Raw genomic sequence first — 20,241 nt, forward strand, 5'->3', positions numbered from 1 at the left:
CCCGCCCGCGAATGAAGCAATTCATATTAATTTTGAGCGTTCTACTGGTAGCTGGATGCCAGACCACGGACCCACTTTCAGCCGAGAATGATCCGAGATCCGATTGGTGGGTGTTGGCTTTCACTGAACCTGATTACATGAAGGTTTGGGTAGAAGACAGCTCAGTCCTGGACATCAAAAACAGAACGTTTTTCAAGGCGGGCGGAAGCACCGCCGCCGGAGGTGAACCAGAAGATGGCACAGAGTCAGCCCGTGGTTGGGGCACGGTCAGTGGTTCCGGTATTCCGGTAACCGGTGCCGATCTTCCCAAACTCATCTTTGTTCGTTGGCAATCCATATCAGAGCAGAAAACCTACAAGGGTTTCATTGAAATTCCAGAGTCAGCGAGGCAATTGATGGTGGATTCAACGCACCAGCGTTGCCCGGAAACTCCTGAAAGAACCGCTCGATACATGGCTTCGCTTTACGTAGGTCTGGCTCCTGGTGGGGTACTTCAAGCATGGGTCAGAGACTCATGTCACCGACCGATCCAAGTCGCTCATGCCCAAGGCGAACTTGAACCGCTAGGCCCGGAGCAGGGGAAGCACGGCGGGCGCTATGCCTATCCGGTGAGTGAGAAGGCCAAGCGCTACATCGACAAGTACGGTATTCCGTTTGGGAGTTGGTAGCCGTAACCTGATGAAACTACTTACAACGATGCTTTGTGTTCTGTTGATCAGCGGGTGCCAGTCAAACGATCCACTTTCAGCGAAGAACGACCCTAAATCTCCATGGTGGGAGCTTGCGTTCACCGAGCCCTATTACATGAAGGTTTGGGTTGAGGACAGTGCCGTCGAAGACATAAACGGCAAGCTATTCAAGCGCACGGGAGGAGGCACAGCCGCTGGTGGTGAACCAGAGAATGGCAAAGAGTCCGCGCGCGGTTGGCATGCGGTAGGCGCGGCTGCGAAACCAGTGATTGGTGCTGACTTGCCCAAACGCATTTACGTGCGCTGGCAATCCATTGTCGAGCCGCAGACCTATAAGGTTTGGGTAGATGTGCCTGAAGAGGCGAGGCAACTGATGGTGCAATCTGTCAGTCAGCGCTGCCCGGAAACACCAGAGGAACAGGCCAGCTACAGCGCATCTATTTATCTGGGATTGGCGCCCGGGGGCGTTGTACAAGTTTTTGTTCGGGACGAGTGCCATCGCCCTGTCAAAGTCGCCAGAGCGCAGGCAGAGGTTGAACCGCTAGGGCCTAGTCAAGGTAAGAACCAAGGGCGCTACGCGTATCCCGTCAGCGAAAAGTCCAAACGGTATATCGATAAATTCGGCATACCGTACGGGAGTTGGTAATCCTTAAGCCAATGAAACAACTCATAACGATACTTTGCGTTTTGCTGATCTCAGGGTGCCAAGAAACTGATCCACTCTCAGCCAAAAATGACCCGAAGTCCGAATGGTGGGAGCTAGCGTTTATTGAGCCGGACTACATGAAGGTTTGGGTTGAAAACAGCTCTGTTCAAGACATTAACGGCAGGATTTTCTACAAAACCGGCGGCGGCACCGCTGCTGGGGGAGAACCTGAAGATGGCACAGAGTCAGCCCGGGGGTGGACAGGCGGAGTGGGCGGCAGCGGGAGGAGGGTGATAGGAGCAGACCTGCCTGTTCGAATCTGGGTCCGTTGGCAATCAATCGTCGAACAGAAAACCTGGCAAGCATGGGTAGATATTCCGGAAGAGGCCAGGCAGTTGATGGTGACGTCCGTCAATCAGCGCTGCCCGCGAACTCCCGATCGGCAAGCAAGATTCATGGCATCGGTTTATCTCGGCCTGGCTCCCGGCGGTGTCGTGCAGGTTTGGGTAAGAGACTCATGTCATCACCCAGTCAAGGTCGCGCGAGCACAGGCGGAAATTGAGCCACTGGGGCCGAGCCAAGGTAAGAGCGAAGGGCGGTACGCCTATCCTGTGAGTGAAAAGGCTAAGCGGTATATCGACAAGTACGGCATTCCATATGGAAGTTGGTAGGAGAAACATCTCTTGCTTGTTTCTCAGTGGCGTTGTCTGAAGTGAATCACCTTTGACAGCTACCGCGTCAATGCTTCGTTCAACGAAGGTCCGATTTCGGCCAGAAGCGTACATCTGCTAGCGATCGCTGTGGGCCAAAAGCGGTCACCTCAAACTGAAAAATTGATTTTTGGTACGCAACCCGAAACGTCCAACTCCGTATTCAGCGAGGATTATCTTTTGATACCATCATGCCGCTAGTAAGGAGGCGGCATTTATGGCAAGGCGAAGTGGATTCGAGAAAGTAATCCGAGCAATTGCCCGGGAGACAGCGAAACAGCAAAGGCTGAATGAGTCAGAGCGCCGTGCAGTTGTCCGTGCAGCTGATCGTGCTGAACGCCAGCAGCTCAGAGCGCATGCGATTCGCGAGCGTGAACGGGTTCGATATGATCGGGAATCTGAGCGAGCTGCAAAACAAAATTACTTGGAGTTTCGCGAGCAGGAAGTCCGCGACGGAAATACAACCATTCTATTTTGGATAGAAGGATTGCAATCCATTTTGTCGGCAGCATTGATGGTGGATGATACTGTTACATTCGACTCCCTTCGAATCACTGACAACCCGCCCCCCTTTACTCCAGCGAAAGCGTTGACTACCACTGTCGAGGGGCCTTCACAGGAGTTCTTCACCTCGAAGGTTGCTCCGTTGCCTTGGTATCTTTCGTTTATACCAAAATTCAAAGCCCAACATGCTGATAAGCTGAGGGTCGCATTAGAACAATTCAACGCAAGTGAAGAAGAATGTAAAGCTCAGAATATCCAGCGTCTGGAAGCGCTGGAACACGCGCGGAATATCTATGACGACGGTGTGTCCGCGCTTCTTGAAAAAAAGGCACTCCGCGACTCCGAAGTCGATGCGTTCCGTTACTCCTACTATGAAGGAGACCCGGAGTCGATTATTGCTTATTGCAGCATGGTTCTTGAAAAATCTGATTATCCAGAAGGCTTTCCGCAGAATTTTTCTTTGGCCTTCGTGCCTGAATCAAAACAACTTGTAGTCGAATATGAGCTGCCTACATCGGAGATCATTCCTGAAGTTGCAGAGTACCGCTACGTAAAGTCCAAGGACGAGGTCACTACTAAGCAACGCAAACCCGCAGAAATCAAATCTTTATATGCCGATCTAGTCGCAAGTATTGCACTCAGGTGTATCCATGAGCTTTATGAGGCAGACCAGGGAGAGTTTATAGAGGTATGTTGTTTTAACGGCTACGTAAATACTATCGATCCTGCGACCGGACTTGGTGTGCAGCCACATCTCGTATCAGTACGAGCTACCCGTGAAACTTTTACGAAAATCGATCTTGCACGCGTTGATCGTTCCGTTTGCCTTAAAAATCTCGGTGCGCATGTTTCGCGGTCACCTAGCGAGGCACAACCGATCAGACCAATAATTGAATTCAACATGGTCGACAAGCGTTTTGTTGATCAACAAGATCTTGCGTCTCAACTCAGTTCAGCCACAAATCTTATGGATTTGAACCCCTATGAGTTTGAAGCGCTCGTAGCGAATTTGTTTGAAAAAATGGGATTGGAGTCAAAACTTACTAGATCCTCCCGCGATGGAGGAGTCGATTGTATTGCGTACGACCCTCGTCCTATTTTAGGTGGAAAGGTGGTTATCCAAGCAAAGCGGTATAAACACACCGTCGGCGTCTCAGCAGTTCGTGACCTCTACGGAACGATGATGAATGAAGGTGCCAATAAGGGAATTTTGGTTACAACTAGCGGTTATGGTCCAGATGCTTTTGAATTTGCTAAAGACAAACCGATCGAGCTCATCGAAGGCGGAGGACTACTCTTTCTCCTTCAAGAAATTGGAGTGGAAGCGCGAATTTTGATGCCTACGGAGTAAGTCGAACGGCTCAAATACTTTTTCACCCATAATGACCCGTGCGGCGCTCTTTCGAGCCCAAAGAGTCGAAGCAATTGTCAGCGTAAGCCTACTGGTGGCCTAGAGCTGTCCAATGTAGACGACCGCTTCAAACATCGGCAAGCGACCGCTGTCGTCATTGGACCCTAAAAAGCGACCGCTATCGGCCAAAAGCGGTCGTTCCCAAGTGGCGACTTTCGACCTTAGTAGCCCTTCGCTAAGGCGCGCTATCCATTCTAGTGGTGAGTTGAACTTATGAAATTTTACGCCAGTGGTCCCTCGATACCAGATGTTTTACTAGAGCGTTGCGATGCCGGTCGCGTGGTGTTTCTATGTGGTGCAGGAGTCTCAATTCCGTCTGGAATGCCCACATTTATCGGGTTGACTCAATACGTCATCGAGTTCTTCGGCCCGCCTGACGATTCGGAAATTATGACCTCGTTTCTGCCGTGGTTGATTCGTGAGTCGGATTCGAACGTGCCGCTGGACCAGATTTTTAACCTTCTTCATTTAGAGTATGGCAAGGATGAAGTTAATGCCCTGGTCACAGAAAGGTTAAGTGTTTCTTTGGAAGGTCATGATTTTGGGCGGCAACACAACCTCATAAAACGCATTTCTTCTAGTCAGGGTGGAATGCCACAGATCGTAACGACAAACTTTGATAGGTTGTTTGAGTTGCCAGGTGACGCTGGTCAACTGAAGTTGCATGTTCCTCCTGCTTTCCCAAATCTTAATTTTGGCTTGAATATAGAAGGTATTACCTATCTGCACGGAAGACTAGTAGATACAACCGCAGAAAGTCATCCTTATGTCTTAAGTAGCGCCGATTTCGGGCGAGCCTATCTTTCCGAGGGCTGGGCGACAAATTTCATTAGGCATCTCCTTGAGCGCTATACGGTTGTTCTGGTTGGTTATCAGGCCGAAGATCCGCCGGTAAAGTATCTGCTTCAGGGGCTCAATCATGATGGCCAATATGATCGATCTAAGCTCTACGCCTTTGACCGGGGGACAGTTGAAGATGTCGAAGTCAAATGGCGTGATCGAGGTGTTACTGGTATTGCTTATTCCGATTACTCAGACTTGTGGAAAAGCATGGAGGCTTGGGCTGAGCGGTCCGATGATCCGCGCAAGTGGCGTTTATCCACGATTGCTAAGAGTCAGAGGGATCCAAAGGAATTAATGCCCCATGAGCGAGGTCAAGTTGCCCATGTGCTTCGCACTGTGCGGGGTGCGAGAGCGTTTTCAGAGGCTGAGCCTGTACCACATCCAGAGTGGATATGCGTGATGGATGCTAATGTCCGATCAGGCGAGAAGAGTAGCGGTTATGGGAGTGAAAGAGAAACATTCGATCCTGTTTCCCATTATGGGCTTGATGATGATCTGATAGATATCTCTGAAAATGAGCGCAGGCAAGGGGTCACTAATGACAATCTTCTTGTGTGGCGTGAGGAAGATGATAATCCGCACGACTCTCATCGTTTGGGTGGACGACAGGTGGAGGGCTTAGAGAGTACGCCAAAAAGGCTTGGCCACCTTATATCTTGGATTTGCAAGTCTATCAATAGTCCTGTTTTGGCCTGGTGGGCAGTTCGCCAGAATGGACTGCATCCTAGGTTGCTTCACCAAATTCAGTGGCATTTGAGGCATTCCAAACTCCTCTCCGAACGTGCTCGCCATTTATGGCGGCTACTTATTGAGCATCATCAAGACCCTCGCAATCGTCGATGGAATGGTGAGTGGTTTGACTTTAAAAAAATGATTGATGCAGAAGGTTGGACCCCTAATGCTCTACGAGAGTTTCGGAGATTCGCGACGCCAAAACTGCAGATTAGCCTCCCGTCCGGCTTAGGGAAGTCAATGCCTCCATCAGCATCTTGGGAGGAAATAGATTTTGACGACTTAGGGCGGTTTGAGGTCGCGTTCCTTGATCGGAACAATGAAGAATTACAGGTTCCAGATAGTCAGTTAAGTCAGGTTTTTGGGATTTTGGAACACCAGTTGACTGTTGTTTCCAGCTTGCTGGAAGATGTCGACGTTAAATTCTTCGATACACCTACCTGTTATCCAGAGCGTGATATAGGTGGGCGGGAGCGGGTCACAAGTACAGCTGAGCCTATGATTTGGTTCGTTCAGCTTTTTGACAGAATGGCTTCCACCTGGCCAGAGATCGCAAGAGCGCATGCAACTATCTGGTCTATGGATGAGCAATTTTTCTTTAGGAAGTTAAAGTTATACGCGTTTAGTAAGGTTGATATCTTTGATGCGGATCATGTAGCGCAGGCGGTTTTGGGCTTGAGCCAAGATGCATTGTGGGACACTGACGTGGTTCGTGAGCTGCTTTTTTTGCTTAGTGATCGGTGGGCGGAGTTTTCAACTGAATACCAAAGAAGAATTGCGGAGCGGATCATCGCCGGTCCCGATCAGCAATCTCACTGGTCTGATGAAGAGTTTCATGAAGTCAGAGATAGGATTGCGGCCAAATATGCTCGATATCTCGAAATTCAGGGCTGCAATTTGGCTGACGACCTCAGTCAGCGGCTTAAGGAAATTATTAGCGGGATTTCTGAGTGGAGCGACGGGTGGGCAACCTCTACAGTAACCATACATGGTTCGAGGGTAGGTTGGGTGGGTACTGACGAAGCTCCCGACAAACTTATGAATGTTCCCGTTAACGAAGTGATTCCCAAGGCTAAAGAAGACCATCAGCGCGACTTCGGCAGCTTCACTGATAAGCGACCTTTTGCAGGATTGGTGAAGGCCAATCCTAGGAAGGCGCTTTCTGCGCTAACACTTGAAGGTAAGAGAGGCGAATACCCAAGTGCGTTCTGGAACTCCATGATCAACGATCTTCCAGCGGATATTTCCCCCAGACTGAAACGAGTATTTATAAATAGACTGGCGCGCCTTCCGAACGTAGTTGTAGTAGAGCTGCGATACGTATTGACAAGATGGCTGGAGCAAAATATTAGGTCTGTCTTGGATCTTGATAGCGCCCTCGCTTGGGCTGTCTATGACAATGTTGTCGACGGAATTTTTAGTGGTGATGCTGATGCTACTGAGAGCGGGGTGGGTGAGGTTCACCGTGGTGGGAAGGCTGTCGAGCGATCACGTCGCACTTACAACTATGCAATCAATGGTCCCATTGGTATGTGCGCCGAAGCTCTTCTTCATGCACTTTCAAGTAATCAGCAGGGCGCGAATTCGTTAATACCAGCTAACATAAAGTCTCGTGTTGAGCGGCTTTTTTCTGCCCAGGGAGAGGGCGCGGATCACGCTGTTTCTATCGTATTTCGTGAATTGAACTGGCTTATGCTTGTCGATCCAATTTGGACTAAGCATAAACTTATCCCAATGTTGTCGTTCGATCATCCAGTCTCAGAGCCTGCTTGGAATGGATTTCTTCATGTAGATATGCCCGCAACTGAATTAGTAGAGGTCATTAAGCCACTATTGCTTAATTTAATTCCGTGGATTAACGGTCTGACTTGGGAGCGCGATCTATCTCGGGTAGCCTCTCAATGGTTGGGGCTGATGAGGATTTTTCATCCGGATAGCCCAAGCGGGCTTACACGAAGCGAAATGCGCTCGGTGCTTCGGGACATGTCCGACGATGAGCGAAATCAGTTCATTTTCTGGTTGGGGCTAGTTGGGCGGCAGAATGAAAACGGTTGGATAGAGCACGTGATCCCGTTTATTAATATGGATTGGCCAAGGGAGCGCCGATATAGGACATCTGCTTCGATAAAAGCATGGATCGGCCTACTTGATGATACGGGCGAATATTTTCCAAAGGTGTATGAGGCGGTGAAGAAATTCTTGGTGCCGGTGGAGATAAGTGACCATCCGTTTTATCGGTTTACCCTGGATGTCGGTGAAAAAAAACCGATTGCCGTTCTTTATCCTGAGGTTACGCTCGATCTTATGCATGCAGTTACTCCACAGGTACTCACCAGAGCTCCTTACGAATTACCAAGCATACTTGCGCTGGTAGTTGAGAGCGCTCCTAGCCTTCAATCGGATACGCGCTATTTGCGACTAATTGAACTTGTAGAGGCAAGCTGAGAAACAAGATAAATAACTAGGGACGGGAGCATGGGGTGCTTTCGACCCTGGGGGTTAGGCTCAAGTCTCAACCGACCTGCACTACTGCGCTAACCAGGACTCTATTGAATTGGTCCCGTACTCAGCCATCCATTTCTTCAACACTTTATGGTTGGGCAATCCCTTTGGTTAGTAAGGTGTGAAGTGCAGTTGCTAAACCTGACACTCTCGCTAAACCACTTGTGGCCGTAAGCTGCCCCTCTTGAACGACCGCTATGGGTTGAATACCGTTACTCACGTGCGTCCGCTTTCTGGCCGAAAGCAGCCCTCATCCGTAACTCCCTATCAGTCCGAGTCCCACCAGATCAACGGAATTAATCAGCAACGATCTCAAACGCACCACTCCCCAAAACCTCCCCATTAACCAAAACCCTAACCCCATGCCGCCCCAAAAAATGCTTCCGCGTCGTAAAATCCCGAATCACCTGCCGCCTCCCCACAAGCACCTCCTCAAACCCCGCCAACACCACCGTCTTCAACTTGAAAACCTTCCCCGAAACCCCGCCATTCGCCTTCACATAGTCAATCGCATAATCAATCACCAACCGCTGTTCATGCGCCACCGTCGACTTCACCGTAAACGACAACGTAATCGCTTCACCCAACCGAACCACTGCCGGCTCAACCCGCACATCCAGCAACTCAACCTCAGCCTTGCCCCCCGCGCCAATCACCGTCAGCGCGCGCAGGTCGCCCTGTTTGATCAAAGTGCGCAACGCATGCTTGGCAATCCACGCCGTGTGTTTGTTCTCCAGTGGCCAGCCTTCAATCGTGTCCAGCACCCATTCCGGATGTTCCTTGGTCACGTCATTCAGATGGTTCGCCACGGATTTGCGCACGTACAGGCTCTCGTCGGCTTTCAACCGTTCGAGGATTCCCGCGGCCAGTTGCGGGTTGGCTTGCACGGCTTCCAGGCGGAATGACCAGGGCAGGCGAGGGCGGGTGCCTTCGCTGGCGAGGCGGCGGACGTGGTGGTTTTGGTCTTGGGTCCAGTCGTGCATGAGCTCCAGCGAGCGTTCGAGGTCGCTGCGCAGGAAGTGGCGGATGGCGAATTCGGAGGAGCCGAAGGTGGTGAAGTATTTCAGTGCTTGCATGGAGGTATCGAAGGCGTGGCCGCCGTAGCTGGCGACGTAGTGCGGCAGGCACATGCTGACGAATCCGCTGTTGAGGCGGGGGGCGAGTTCGCGCAGGACTTCGAGGGAATCTTCGTAGTCCAGTGGCAGCACGGCGTGCAGGCTTTCGCTGACGCGGGCCATGCGTTGCATCACCGACAATTCCGCCAACCCTTGGTTGGCGCGCTTGAGAAACGCCTTGGCCTTGAACGCCGGGTACACGGCGCTCATTTCGCTGGCGATGTGTTGCAACCGTTCGGCGTTGAAGATTTCCTTTAACGCCGGGGCGGCGGTGTCGGTGGTGCTCATGGTCAGGTCATCGGGGTGCTGACGAACGCTTCGAGGGTTTCGGCGTGCGCGGTGTATTGGGCGATGTGCGGGTAGCGGCGGGTGTCGATCTGGTCGGGAACGACGAGGTCGGTGAAGCTCCAGGCGACGGCGAGGCTGATGCCGGCCTGGGTGAGGGTGCCGTCGGTGGGCAGGCCGGTTTTTTCCAGTTCCTGTTCGAGGGCGGTGAACGCGGCGGCGAGTTGGCCTTCGACGCGCTCGACCCACGGTTGGTATTGAATGTCGGCCGGGCGCAGGTTGCGTTCGTAGTAGAGCTGCACGGCTTTTTCGCAGGCGGCGAGGCTGAGGCCGATCAGGCGCAGGGCGTGGGCGCGTTGTTTGAGGTCGCTCGGCAGCAGGCTTTTGCCGCTGGCGGCTTCGAGGTAGTCGAGGATCAGGGTGGAGTCCATCAGGACCACGCCGTCATCGAGGATCAGTGTGGGCGCCTTGACCACCGGGTTGATCTGCTGGAATTGCTCGAAGTGGCGGAACACCGAGACCGATTCGTGTTCGAGGTCGATGCCGAGGCGTTTGGCGGAGATCGCCACGCGGCGCACGTAAGGGGAGTCCAGCATGCCGATCAGTTTCATGACGCGTTCCTTCAAGTCGAACCGGTGGGAAGGCATAACCTAGCCGAGCCTGAGGCAAATGTCAGTCGTCAAAACCGGCTTGTTCGTGAATCTCATCCACATTCAATTCCAGCCGATACGCCACCGCCACGAACAACGCCTGACACAAACACAACGTCGCACTCAACGAACGAAACGCCAATGCGCTGCCCTCATTCACCAGCAGCAGGCTGTTGGCGTTTTTGGCCAAAGGCGAGAGGTGGCTGTCGGTGAGGATCAGGGTGTTGGCCTGTTGCTGGCGGGCGTAGCGCAGGCAGTGTTGGGTTTCCTTGGCGTACGGGGTGAAGCTGATGGCGATGACCAAATCACCGCTACGCACGCTGCGCATCTGCTCGCGATAGCTGCCGCCCAGCCCGGAAACCAGGTGAATGCGCTTGTGAGTGTGTTGCAAGTTGTAAACGAGGTAGTCGGCGACGGCGAAGGAGCGGCGCACGCCGACCACATAGATGTTGTCGGCGTTGACGATCAGGTCGACGGCTTTTTCAAACGCGACGTCGTCGAGTTCGCGGCCCAGGCGTTCGATGCCGGAGCGGGTGGCGTCGATGCATTCGCGGGCGAGGTCGCCGTCGCTGGCCTGCTGCGACTGGTTGGCGATCATGCTGCGGATGCGTTGCTGGTAGTTGTGCACTGGCGAGGTTTTGTGGGTGTAGGCGGTGCGGAACAGCGCCTGCATTTCGCTGAAGCCGCTGAAACCGAAGCGCTGCGAGAAGCGCACGATGGCGGACGGATGCACCTCGCATTCGCGGGCGATGTCGCTGATGCGATCGACCATGATCCGCTCGCTTTGCTGGCTCATGTAGCTGGCGATGCGTTTGAGTTGGCGTGGCAGGGTGTCGTATTCGTCGGTGATCAGTTGCAGCAGACGCTCGGCATTGATCGGGGGGCTGGCGAGGGGGCGCTCGTCGTTGGCCGGCAGATCGGGGCGGGGCATAAGTCTTCCTTCAGGCTGATCAAATCACTCAGTGGTGAGGGAGCTAGCTCCCGCTGGACTGCGCAGCAGGCCCAAAGTTGGGGGCCGCTTCGCGACCCAGCGGGAGCAAGCTCCCTCGCCACAGTTATTTACGGTGTGCCTGATGATAGGCGGGGTGCGGGGAGTTGGCAGGGGAGATTTCCGGCGTCTGCGCAGCTGAAACGATGCACTGCGCGGGCGGCATGGCTGAAAAAAATGCGACCAACTGCCGCTCGGTTAGCCGTTTGTCTTCTATATACAGCCGTTGGACTGAATTTCTTGCTATAAACGCACTCCGATGACCGCCATGACGCCTGTGTCAGAGCTGTTTACAGGGCTTGTCGGACAAATTCCCGGTATTTACAGTTGCTGAGGCCTCAAACGGGCCTTAGACTGCCGCCCCTTCGTAAATTGAGTGCCGGGTGGCGTTTGCAATGAACGATGCCTTTTCGTCGACCGGACACGGTTCGCCGGAACGCTCCCTATTTCGCCTTAATGCACGTTTTTTTATAGAGATATCAATGACAAAGGACAAGTTGCTGGCCATGCCGGCAGATGACTACATGAATGCCGAGCAACACGCTTTCTTCACTGAGCTGTTGCAGAACATGAAAGTCGAAACCCATGAGCGCATTGAGCAAAACCGTATCGCCATCGAAAGCCTGGACACTCCGGCCGACCCGGCGGACGCGGCTTCGGTTGAAGAAGAGCGCACCTGGCTGGTGAACGCGATCGATCGCGACCAGCGCATGCTGCCGCAACTGGAACAAGCCCTTGAGCGCATCAAGGAAGACAGTTTTGGCTGGTGCGACGACAGCGGCGAGGCCATCGGCCTGAAACGCCTGCTGATCAGCCCGACCACCAAGTACTGCATCGAAGCTCAAGAGCGTCACGAGCAGATCGACAAGCACCAGCGTCAGGCCTGATTCCATGGTTGCCCCCTGAATGGGGGGCGCCTGCAAAAGATCGCAGCCTTCGGCAGCTCCTACACGAGCTGCCGAAGGCTGCGATCTTTGCTTTTGCTCGTCTGCGATATGTTGCGCACCGTTCCATTGACCTGCTGCAGACTCCACGACTAACGGACCATGGATAATGGCGTTCTAGTGGCGTTTAATGCAGTCACAACAATGAGAACAAGCGTGGGGTGTTGAAATGACGAGAGATGGATCTCTGGTTGGGGCTTTGCCCGCACCAGTGCTGTTGCCGAAAAACCGCTGGATCGCTCCGACCCTGCAAAGCATCGCCCTGATGCTGTTGCTCGCCGGCATGACGCTGGGTGAATGGTCGCTGTACATCGGCCTGCCGCTGGCGGTGCTGATTGTCTGGCTGCCGCGCCTGCGCTCGCGTGCCATCCCCGATGTTGCGCCTGTCGATGCCGGCAGCGCGATTTCCGAACTCACTCGCGACCTTTCCTACACCACCAGTCATAACGCGCTGTCAGCCGCCGGTGTGGCGTTTTCCGTCAAGCAACTGGCGAGCAAACTGGAATCGCAACTCGACGCGGCGGCGCAGATTGTCAGCAACGCCGAAGTGATGATCGCCACCGAACACGCCACTTCGCAGCTCAGCCGTGAAGCGCTGGACGCCGCCAGCGAAGCGCATCACAGCAGCGCGGCGGGGCGCACCGAACTGGTGGATTCGATTGCGCGCATGCATCAACTCAGTCAACGCGCCAACGCCAGCCGTGAGTTGATCGAAGCCCTGAGCCTGCGCAGCGACGACATTCAACGGGTGACGCTGGTGATTCAGTCCATCGCCAGCCAGACCAATCTGCTGGCCTTGAACGCGGCGATTGAAGCGGCACGGGCCGGCGAGCATGGCCGGGGTTTTGCGGTGGTGGCGGATGAGGTGCGCGGTCTGGCGGCGCGCACGGCGTCGGCGACGGGCGAAGTCGGCGAGATGGTCGCCGATATTCAGCAGCGCACGGCGCAAGTGGTGGAGCAGATCCGCGAGCTGTCCAGTGATCTGCAGACCGGCGTCGAGCAGGTCGAGAACACCGGTCAGCATCTGGAAAACATCGCCCGGTTGGCCGCCGGGGTGGAAGGGCAGGTCGGCGAAATCGCCCGGGGTGCGGAAACCAATCGCGAGCAGCTCGACAGCCTGTTCAAGGCCATCGAACAGATGCGCAGCGATCTGGCGATCAGCGATCAACAGACCCGGCGCCTGGCCGAGGCCGCCGTGCAGATGGAAGGCCAGGCGGAAACCATCAGCGAGCGCCTGGCCGAAGTCGGTCTGGATGACTATCACCAGCGCGTCTATAACCTGGCGCGTGAGGGCGCGAGTCAGATTGCGGCGCGGTTCGAGGCGGATGTCGAGCAGGGGCGGATCAGCCTTGAGGATTTGTTCGACCGTCAATATCAGCCGATTCCCGGAACCCAACCGCCGAAGTTTCAGACCCGTTTCGACCGCTACACCGATCAGGTATTGCCGGCGATTCAGGAGCCGTTGCTGCCGCGTCATGAGGGGTTGGTGTTCGCCATCGCCTGCACGCAACAGGGCTATGTGCCGACGCACAACCTGGCGTTCAGTCAGCCGTTGACCGGTGACGCGCAGGTCGACGCGGTGGGCAACCGCACCAAGCGCAAGTTCGCTGACCGCACCGGGATTCGCTGCGGCAGTCATCAGCAAGCGGTGCTACTGCAGACGTACACCCGCGATACCGGCGAGCTGATGCATGACCTGTCGGTGCCGATCATGGTCAAGGGCCGGCATTGGGGCGGTCTGCGCCTGGGCTATAAACCGGAGAGTCCGCGCTGATCGATTGTTACCGCTCGCGCAATGAATCTGTGCACGGGCGTTGCTGTTTCCTCTGCGACGAAGTCATTAACATGGCTATTAGTTAGGTAGCTAATGAAGTCGAGAGGTCAATATGTGCAGAGTCGATGTCGCGGTGATGATTGGCAGTGGTGTGCCCGCCGGATTGCGCGCGATGGGCCAGAGTGTCTGCTGGGTGGTGCTGCTCAACGGTGAGCGGCGCGGCACTGCGTTCGCCAGTCGCGACGAGGCGGAGGAGTGCAAGGCTGCCTGGCTCGCGCAACTGATGGCCGAGCCTGGCGACAGCCTGCACTGACATTTATTAACGTCCGTCGTGCAGGCGTACGTTCAATTCATCGACCATCACCGCTTCTTCGCCGTCGGCGCGCAACCACTCTTTCAGAAGTTGCGCCTGTTGCGGCGTCCAGAACTCGGCATCAATCAACTTGGTGTTGGCGTCCAGCGGATGAGCTTCGATGAAATCGTCGATTGCCTCGTTTTCCGAAGGCAGGCCCAGTTGGTCGAACAGGGTTTTCAGATCATAGGCTGGCAGTTCCATCGTTTACTCCTTTTGCGTTGGCCGGAATGGCGCTGTCGCTCGCTCTTTATCTGAGGCGGCCGTTGGACAAGAGTTCGATTCGTGATTCAAGCGAGCGGGCAAGGGCGCATGCTTCGTTATGATCTTCGCGGAAACCTCTTACACGACCGGTGGATGATTCTTTGATATGAAAGAACGCATTGCCCGCCGGAACTACCTGAAATCGAGGTCTGTGATTGCCTGGTCCGTGCTCCGCCAGTTCAGCCAAATCGGTGCCTTGCAGTACGAATGGCGAGTCAATGCCAAGGTTGGAAGGCTGGGCAAAGTGAGTCAGAGTGCACATATGAAGTCCTTTTCATGAGATAGCCGACGGTTACAGGTCGGTTCGGGTAGTCGGAAGGAGCATTGCTGCTCTAGAATCGCCAGTGTCTGTTGGCGACAGGTGCCTATCTAAAGCAATTTTTTACCGGCGATATGTCGGAAAAGGGCTTTTTTTCGTCAGCTTTTTCCCTAAAGTTTGTAGTCCGTCTTCGTTGCGCTTCAATGAAGATTTTTCCTTCAAAGCCTGGCGAACGTCGAGGCAAGTTTCTCGCCTGACTTTCCAGTAGTCTTGCGAACTTGTGATGTATGGGCGCTCCGCTTGTTTCAGGTGTACTGAAGTCAATCGGTAACAGCATCGGCCTGGCCGTTTTTTTGCCGTGCGCGTTTTGGCGCAGGGTACTTTTCAGATGTGGGGATGTTTCTTTGGCAGTCAGTAATCTCGATATGCATGCTTTGTTCGTGTTGGGTGATTTGCGTGCAAAGCTGGTCAAGCTGTTTCAATCGCGTTTTGTTTACATCACCGAACAGAACGCCGAAGGTATTTACGTGGCCGAGATCGACACCGAAAGTGCATTGGTGGTCGATGACAAACCGGGGCTCAAGCTCAAGGTCGGCGATCATTTCAGCGCGGCGGTGCTGCCCAGCCGTGAAGGCGGCAAGATGGACATCCGCTTTCGCGAAATCAAACTGACGGTGTACGGCCTGGGCGATTATGCCTTTGTCGAGGCAGCGGAGGGTCACGCGATCCTGTTCAAGGAAGGCCACAGCGTGGTGACGGTGTTTGCCGCGCATCAGCAATTGCAGGAAGGCCTGACCAAAACCCTGAAAGCGGTCACCGGCAAAGCCGCGAAGTGGCGCAAGGGCGAGCTGGTCACGTTCAAGGCCAGTGAGTGACTGGCGATTTGAGTCGCGCTGACTTCCATTCCCGGCACCTCGACCGCGCACGTGAAGAGGCATTGCGCCTGTTCAACGCCAAAGCCGAATTGCAGGGCGCGTGGCTGAGCTGGGTGGCAGCGCAGATCTACACCTTGCGGCCTGCGGAATACGCCAGCATGGTCAGACGCGAGCTGCAAAGCTTGCAGGAAAAGTCTGAAACGTAACCTCGTCGGGATAGGGTCCCGGAAAAAGCAGGAACCTCGGCTACAGTCAGTTGACTGAGTATTCAGAGGCTTGCGGTCTTCTGCCAGGCCATCCTGCTATTGCTGTGAACAGCACGAGGTGCAAAAGCATGAAAGGATTTCGACGGCTACTGGCCGCCAGCATGGTCACGTTTGGTGTGCTGACATCGGCACAACCGGTGACGGCGGCGCAAACGCCCATCCATTTTGCCGACCTGAACTGGGAAAGCGGCAGCCTGATCACCGATGTCCTGCGGATCATCGTCGAGAAAGGTTACGGCTTGCCGACGGATACGCTGCCGGGCACCACCATCACCCTGGAAACGGCGCTGGCCAACAATGACATTCAGGTCATTGGCGAGGAGTGGGCCGGGCGCAGTCCGGTGTGGGTCAAGGCCGAGGCGGAGGGCAAGGTCGCCAGTCTCGGTGATACGGTCAAGGGCGCTACGGAAGGCTGGTGGGTGCCGGAGTACGTGATTAAGGGTGACCCGGCCAAGGGTATCAAGCCGCTGGCGCCAAATCTGCGCAGCGTCAGTGACCTGAAGCAATACAAGGACGTGTTCAAGGACCCGGAAAACCCGAGCAAGGGCCGTTTTCTCAACAGCCCGATTGGCTGGACCTCGGAAGTGGTGAACAAGCAGAAGCTGACCGCTTATGGCCTGCAGGATGACTACACCAACTTCCGCAGCGGGTCGGGTGCGGCGCTGGATGCCGAGATCAGTTCTTCGATCCGCCGGGGCAAACCGGTGCTGTTCTATTACTGGTCGCCGACACCGTTGCTGGGCAAATTCAAACTGGTGCAACTGGAAGAGCCACCGTTTGATGCCGAAGCGTGGAAGACCCTGACCGATGCCGATAACCCCAATCCGAAACCGACTCGTTCGCTGGCTTCGAAACTGTCGATTGGCGTGTCTACGCCGTTCCAGAAGCAGTATCCGCAGATTACCGAGTTCTTCAGCAAAGTGGATTTCCCGATCGCGCCGCTGAACAAGGCGCTGGCCGAAATGAGCGAAAAACACACCGCGCCACGGGAGGCCGCTGAGGCATTCATGAAGGCGCATCCAGAGGTGTGGCAGGCGTGGCTGCCGAAGGATGTGGCGGACAAGGTCGCGGCCGAACTGAAATAAGCCGGGCATCTGTGGCGAGGGAGCTTGCTCCCGCTCGGCTGCGGAGCAGTCGCTATCTCGTGAAATGCGGTTTTAATGATTAACCGCGTCAGCCGATTTCAGGGCTGCTTCGCAGCCCAGCGGGAGCAAGCTCCCTCGCCACAGGTTATGTGTCGACTCAGAATCGAGTCTGCACCGCCAATTCAAAGGTGCGCGGCGTACCCAGATAGTAAGCCGGTGATACATGCGCAAACTCGGCGTACACCTCGTTGGTCAGGTTGCGCACCCGACCGGTAACGGTGGTGTGCGAGTCGACCTTGTAGCTGAGGAAGCCGCCGAACAGTGTGTACGACGGCACGGTCATGGTGTTCGCCGTGTCCGCATACACTGACGCCACATACCGCGCATCGACCCCTCCTTGCCATTGCGGCGAAAAATCATAAGTCAGCCACAGATTGCCGACCCGGTCCGGGACGTTGGTCGGTGTGTTGCCCTTGCGCGACACCACCACGCCGGCGGCATTCTTTTCCGTGAAGTCGTCGTACTGCGCATCGACCCAGGCGAAGTTGCCTTCGGCCAACAGCTTGTCGGTGATCCGCAGGGAGCTGGCGATCTCGATGCCCTTCGAGGTTTGCTGACCGACCGGGATGCTGCTGGTCGGGTCCAGCGGGTCAGTCACGGCGAAGTCCTTGCGCTCGATGGTGTAGGCGGCAACTGTCGCCGAGCCACGGCCATTGAGGTAGTCGAACTTGCTGCCGATTTCCCACTGTTTACCGGTTGAAACATCGAAGTCCTGCGTGCCGTTCGGTTGTTCGGCGGCGGTGCTGTATTGCACGTAGACGTTGGCCGACGGGATGAACTGGTAGGTCAGGCCGACGCGCCCGGTGACCGGCTCCCAGCTGCGTTTGAGGTGCTTGGGGTTGGTGGCCGTCACCGTGCGATGGTTGGTCACGTCGAGGTCGATGTCGTCGTAGCGCAGGCCGGTGAGCAGCGCCAGTTTGTCGGTCAGGGCCAGACGGTTTTCCGCGAATAGCGCTTTGGTCGTGACTTCGTTGGTCTTGTCGCTGATCAGCGCCGGGTTGGTGCCGGGAATATCGTAGAAATGCCCCGGGCGGTAGTTGTTCGGATCGACGGTGCTCGCGCCTTTGATATTCAGCGGCGAGTTGGTGGTCTGGTTGACCTTGTACTCGAAACCACCGGACCACGTCGTGTCGAGACCGAAAAACCTGTTGTCGTGGCGCAGTTCGAACTGGTTGCCGTTCTGCTCACCCTGATGCCGCACTTGATACGCGGTGGAGCGGTTCACCGCCGTGTTGTCAGCGTTGTACTGATAGGTCTCGAGGTTGCGGTAGTCGCGCTGGCTGTCGAGGTGATACAGCGTGTTGCGCAGGGTGGTGCTGTCGTTGATCCGGTAATCGATGATCGAGCGCACCCAGATCGTGCGCTGTTCGTAGCGCCCGTCCTCGACGTTGTAGTTGTTGAAGCGGTTGTGTTTGTCGATCTTCAATTCGCCAGCCTTGGGGTTGAGCACCGGCGTGCCCCAGTACGGGCTGTCTTCGTGTTCGTCTTGATATTCCAGGGCCAGCGTGTGCGACAGGTCCGGCGTAAGGTCGCTGAGCAACGAAAACGCCACGCTCCAGGCATCGCGTTCCTGGCGGTCAATGTAGCCGTTGCTGGTGTTGTGGCTGACATCGAGGCGCGCGTAGTGCTGCACGTCGGCGTTCGGTTCGGTCAGCGCATGGTTGAGGCCGAACGCGGTTTCGGTGGTGTCGTAGCTGCCGTAGCTGACACGCCCTTCAGCGGCTTGTTCTTCGCGGGTTGCCAGTTTGGTGACGTAGTTCAGCGAACCGCCGACCGAGCCTGCGCCGTTGATCAGCGATGAAGGACCGCCCACCAGTTCGACTCGGTCATAGATCCATGAATCCACCGGTCGGGCGAGACCGCCGGAGACGTTGATGCCATTGAACATCTGGGTGATCTGGCTGCTGGTGAAACCACGGTAGGAGACGAATCCGCCAAAGCCAGGCGGCGCGCTGGCATTGACTCCGGGCAGGGTGTTGGCGGCGTCCTGGAAGTTCTGTGCGCCGTGGCGCTCGATGTCGTTGCGGTTGGCGACGGCCACTGACGCAGGTGTGTCGCGCACGCTCAAGCCGAGACGCGAAGCCATGCCGCTGGATTGATCGAGGCTCAGGCCCGGTTCGCTGGTGGATTCGCCGTCGATGGTGATCGGCGCCAGATCCACGGTGGGTTGCGCCCAGGCGTTAAGGGACAGGCAGCCGCACAGGCTGGCCAGTAGAGGAATATGTTTCATCGTTGAATCCTGAATGCTTGTCTAGGAGTCAGCGCACAGGCAAACGCCGCGCGTTGGCGCAGTGAGCTGAAAAATCAAAAAGGCAAGGACACTCAGGCGAGCGGTGGGGCGCGAGGGTTGGCCGAAGGCCAGGTGAAGCGGGCAGGGAGGTCGGCGCTGACGATGGGCGCCAGCGGCGGGCTGTGGTGCTCGGGCAGCACCGCGAGGGTCAGGCTGGAGTTGAACGCCGGGCCCATGCCGCCGCCGACCGAGCACAGCGGGCAGCCGAACGCCTTCGACAGGGTCGGCAGTTGTTCTTCGCTGGGATTACTGGTCAGCGGCGCTTGCGAGGCCGGGTCGACCGTACAGAACTGCCCGCCGATGCCGTTGAGCTGCATCCCGACCATTTGTCCGTGACCGATGCTGCAGGCGAACACGTTGAACAGGACGCAGCAATAGAGCATCCAGGCCAGCAGTGAGCGATCGGAACGGGTGAATTTCATGGGGCGGCACTTTACCGTACCGCCGATCGGTCGTGCACTTCAAAAAATGCCGACTAGGATGTTTTGTTCAAATCCCCAGAAAGGATTCTCGACCATGACCTTTGTGTTGGCTCAATGGCTGGTGACGATATTTGCGGCAATCGCCCTGGTACACGTGTACTGGGCGCTGGGTGGGCAATGGGCGGCGGTGGCGGCGGTACCGCAAGTGCCGGTGCAAGGACTGGTGGCGACGGTGCGACCGGCATTCAAACCGTCTGGCTGGATCACGCTATTGGTGGCGGCAGCGTTATTGGTGATCGCCGCGCTGGTGTGCATGCGGGTCGGCTGGGGCATGCCACCGGTGCATCACAAGGCGCTGCAGTGGGTGATCAGTGCGATTGCGTTACTGATGTTTGCCCGGGCGATAGGCGATTCGCATCTGGTGGGATTTTTCAAGGAAGTGAAGGGGTCGCGGTTTGCGCGGCTGGATACCTGGGTGTATTCGCCGCTGTGCCTGTTGTTGGGGGCGGGGTTGCTGGCGGTGGCTTGGGTCTGACCCGGTTCATGTGTTGGCAGTACCGGCCTCTTCGCGGGCA

The 20,241-nt window shown here is 55.7% G+C and carries 20 protein-coding genes; 12 read left to right on the forward strand and 8 right to left on the reverse strand.

Translation table 11 applies throughout. The features are described from left to right. The first annotated feature begins 11 nt into the window (after nucleotides 1-11). The 5 genes from B1722_RS00375 to B1722_RS00395 all read left to right on the forward strand — a co-directional run bounded on the left by B1722_RS00375 (nucleotide 12) and on the right by B1722_RS00395 (nucleotide 7,980). Nucleotides 12-668: a DUF2931 family protein gene (locus tag B1722_RS00375; RefSeq protein ID WP_086790864.1), complete on the forward strand. Its 657-nt coding sequence runs from the start codon at nucleotides 12-14 to the stop codon at nucleotides 666-668. A 10-nt stretch (nucleotides 669-678) separates the two neighbouring features. Next, nucleotides 679-1,335, forward strand: coding sequence for a DUF2931 family protein (locus B1722_RS00380; RefSeq protein ID WP_086790865.1), 657 nt, complete (start codon nucleotides 679-681; stop codon nucleotides 1,333-1,335). An 11-nt stretch (nucleotides 1,336-1,346) separates the two neighbouring features. Beyond that, entirely contained in the window at nucleotides 1,347-2,006 is a 660-nt protein-coding gene (locus B1722_RS00385; RefSeq protein WP_086790866.1) for a DUF2931 family protein, read from the forward strand. A gap of 256 nt (nucleotides 2,007-2,262) precedes the next feature. Beyond that, the gene (locus B1722_RS00390) at nucleotides 2,263-3,900 is read left to right on the forward strand and encodes a restriction endonuclease (RefSeq protein ID WP_086790867.1); all 1,638 of its coding nucleotides are present in this window, start codon (nucleotides 2,263-2,265) and stop codon (nucleotides 3,898-3,900) included. A gap of 273 nt (nucleotides 3,901-4,173) precedes the next feature. Next, complete coding sequence (locus B1722_RS00395; protein WP_086790868.1) at nucleotides 4,174-7,980, forward strand: SIR2 family protein; 3,807 nt, start codon at nucleotides 4,174-4,176, stop codon at nucleotides 7,978-7,980. Nucleotides 7,981-8,061: 81 nt separating this feature from the next. Here B1722_RS00395 and B1722_RS30000 read toward each other — a convergent pair whose 3' ends face one another. The 4 genes from B1722_RS30000 to B1722_RS00410 form a co-directional block, all read right to left on the reverse strand. Then, on the reverse strand, nucleotides 8,062-8,139 hold the full coding sequence (locus tag B1722_RS30000; protein WP_371851362.1) for a hypothetical protein: 78 nt from the start codon (nucleotides 8,137-8,139) through the stop codon (nucleotides 8,062-8,064). A gap of 194 nt (nucleotides 8,140-8,333) precedes the next feature. After that, on the reverse strand, nucleotides 8,334-9,440 hold the full coding sequence (locus tag B1722_RS00400) for a DNA alkylation repair protein (protein WP_086790869.1): 1,107 nt from the start codon (nucleotides 9,438-9,440) through the stop codon (nucleotides 8,334-8,336). 2 nt (nucleotides 9,441-9,442) lie between these two features. After that, a complete protein-coding gene (locus tag B1722_RS00405; protein ID WP_086790870.1) occupies nucleotides 9,443-10,048 on the reverse strand; it encodes a glutathione S-transferase in 606 nt (201 codons plus the stop codon). 61 nt (nucleotides 10,049-10,109) lie between these two features. Continuing rightward, a complete protein-coding gene (locus B1722_RS00410; protein WP_086790871.1) occupies nucleotides 10,110-11,018 on the reverse strand; it encodes a MurR/RpiR family transcriptional regulator in 909 nt (302 codons plus the stop codon). A gap of 539 nt (nucleotides 11,019-11,557) precedes the next feature. Here B1722_RS00410 and B1722_RS00415 point away from each other — a divergent pair. The 3 genes from B1722_RS00415 to B1722_RS00425 all read left to right on the forward strand — a co-directional run bounded on the left by B1722_RS00415 (nucleotide 11,558) and on the right by B1722_RS00425 (nucleotide 14,106). Continuing rightward, entirely contained in the window at nucleotides 11,558-11,962 is a 405-nt protein-coding gene (locus B1722_RS00415; RefSeq protein WP_003225981.1) for a TraR/DksA family transcriptional regulator, read from the forward strand. A 607-nt stretch (nucleotides 11,963-12,569) separates the two neighbouring features. Next, entirely contained in the window at nucleotides 12,570-13,793 is a 1,224-nt protein-coding gene (locus tag B1722_RS00420) for a methyl-accepting chemotaxis protein (protein WP_371851363.1), read from the forward strand. A gap of 112 nt (nucleotides 13,794-13,905) precedes the next feature. After that, complete coding sequence (locus tag B1722_RS00425) at nucleotides 13,906-14,106, forward strand: hypothetical protein (RefSeq protein ID WP_007966907.1); 201 nt, start codon at nucleotides 13,906-13,908, stop codon at nucleotides 14,104-14,106. A gap of 6 nt (nucleotides 14,107-14,112) precedes the next feature. On the opposite strand, the gene B1722_RS00430 is transcribed toward B1722_RS00425, so the two are convergent. Further along, a complete protein-coding gene (locus tag B1722_RS00430) occupies nucleotides 14,113-14,349 on the reverse strand; it encodes a DUF2789 family protein (RefSeq protein WP_041062897.1) in 237 nt (78 codons plus the stop codon). Between the two features lie 46 nt (nucleotides 14,350-14,395). Next, entirely contained in the window at nucleotides 14,396-14,671 is a 276-nt protein-coding gene (locus tag B1722_RS29695; RefSeq protein WP_084234098.1) for a hypothetical protein, read from the reverse strand. 401 nt (nucleotides 14,672-15,072) lie between these two features. Between B1722_RS29695 and B1722_RS00440 the strand changes: the two genes are divergently transcribed. The 3 genes from B1722_RS00440 to B1722_RS00450 all read left to right on the forward strand — a co-directional run bounded on the left by B1722_RS00440 (nucleotide 15,073) and on the right by B1722_RS00450 (nucleotide 16,894). Continuing rightward, a complete protein-coding gene (locus tag B1722_RS00440) occupies nucleotides 15,073-15,543 on the forward strand; it encodes a hypothetical protein (protein ID WP_086790873.1) in 471 nt (156 codons plus the stop codon). Nucleotides 15,544-15,551: 8 nt separating this feature from the next. Then, nucleotides 15,552-15,749 carry a hypothetical protein gene (locus tag B1722_RS00445; protein WP_086791506.1) on the forward strand — a complete coding sequence of 66 codons (198 nt, stop codon included), beginning with the start codon at nucleotides 15,552-15,554 and terminating at the stop codon, nucleotides 15,747-15,749. Nucleotides 15,750-15,877: 128 nt separating this feature from the next. Then, nucleotides 15,878-16,894 (forward strand): ABC transporter substrate-binding protein, encoded by a 1,017-nt coding sequence (locus B1722_RS00450; protein ID WP_041062891.1) that lies wholly within the window; start codon nucleotides 15,878-15,880, stop codon nucleotides 16,892-16,894. Between the two features lie 157 nt (nucleotides 16,895-17,051). On the opposite strand, the gene B1722_RS00455 is transcribed toward B1722_RS00450, so the two are convergent. Further along, entirely contained in the window at nucleotides 17,052-19,184 is a 2,133-nt protein-coding gene (locus B1722_RS00455; protein ID WP_041062888.1) for a TonB-dependent siderophore receptor, read from the reverse strand. Nucleotides 19,185-19,276: 92 nt separating this feature from the next. Beyond that, a complete protein-coding gene (locus B1722_RS00460) occupies nucleotides 19,277-19,666 on the reverse strand; it encodes a DUF2946 domain-containing protein (protein ID WP_041062885.1) in 390 nt (129 codons plus the stop codon). 94 nt (nucleotides 19,667-19,760) lie between these two features. Here B1722_RS00460 and B1722_RS00465 point away from each other — a divergent pair, with 94 nt between their 5' ends. Then, the gene (locus B1722_RS00465; protein WP_047294968.1) at nucleotides 19,761-20,201 is read left to right on the forward strand and encodes a DUF3995 domain-containing protein; all 441 of its coding nucleotides are present in this window, start codon (nucleotides 19,761-19,763) and stop codon (nucleotides 20,199-20,201) included. Nucleotides 20,202-20,241 lie beyond the last annotated feature (40 nt).

Origin of the sequence: Pseudomonas sp. SCPG-7 (assembly GCF_002156405.1) — a bacterium.
GTDB lineage: Bacteria > Pseudomonadota > Gammaproteobacteria > Pseudomonadales > Pseudomonadaceae > Aquipseudomonas > Aquipseudomonas parakoreensis.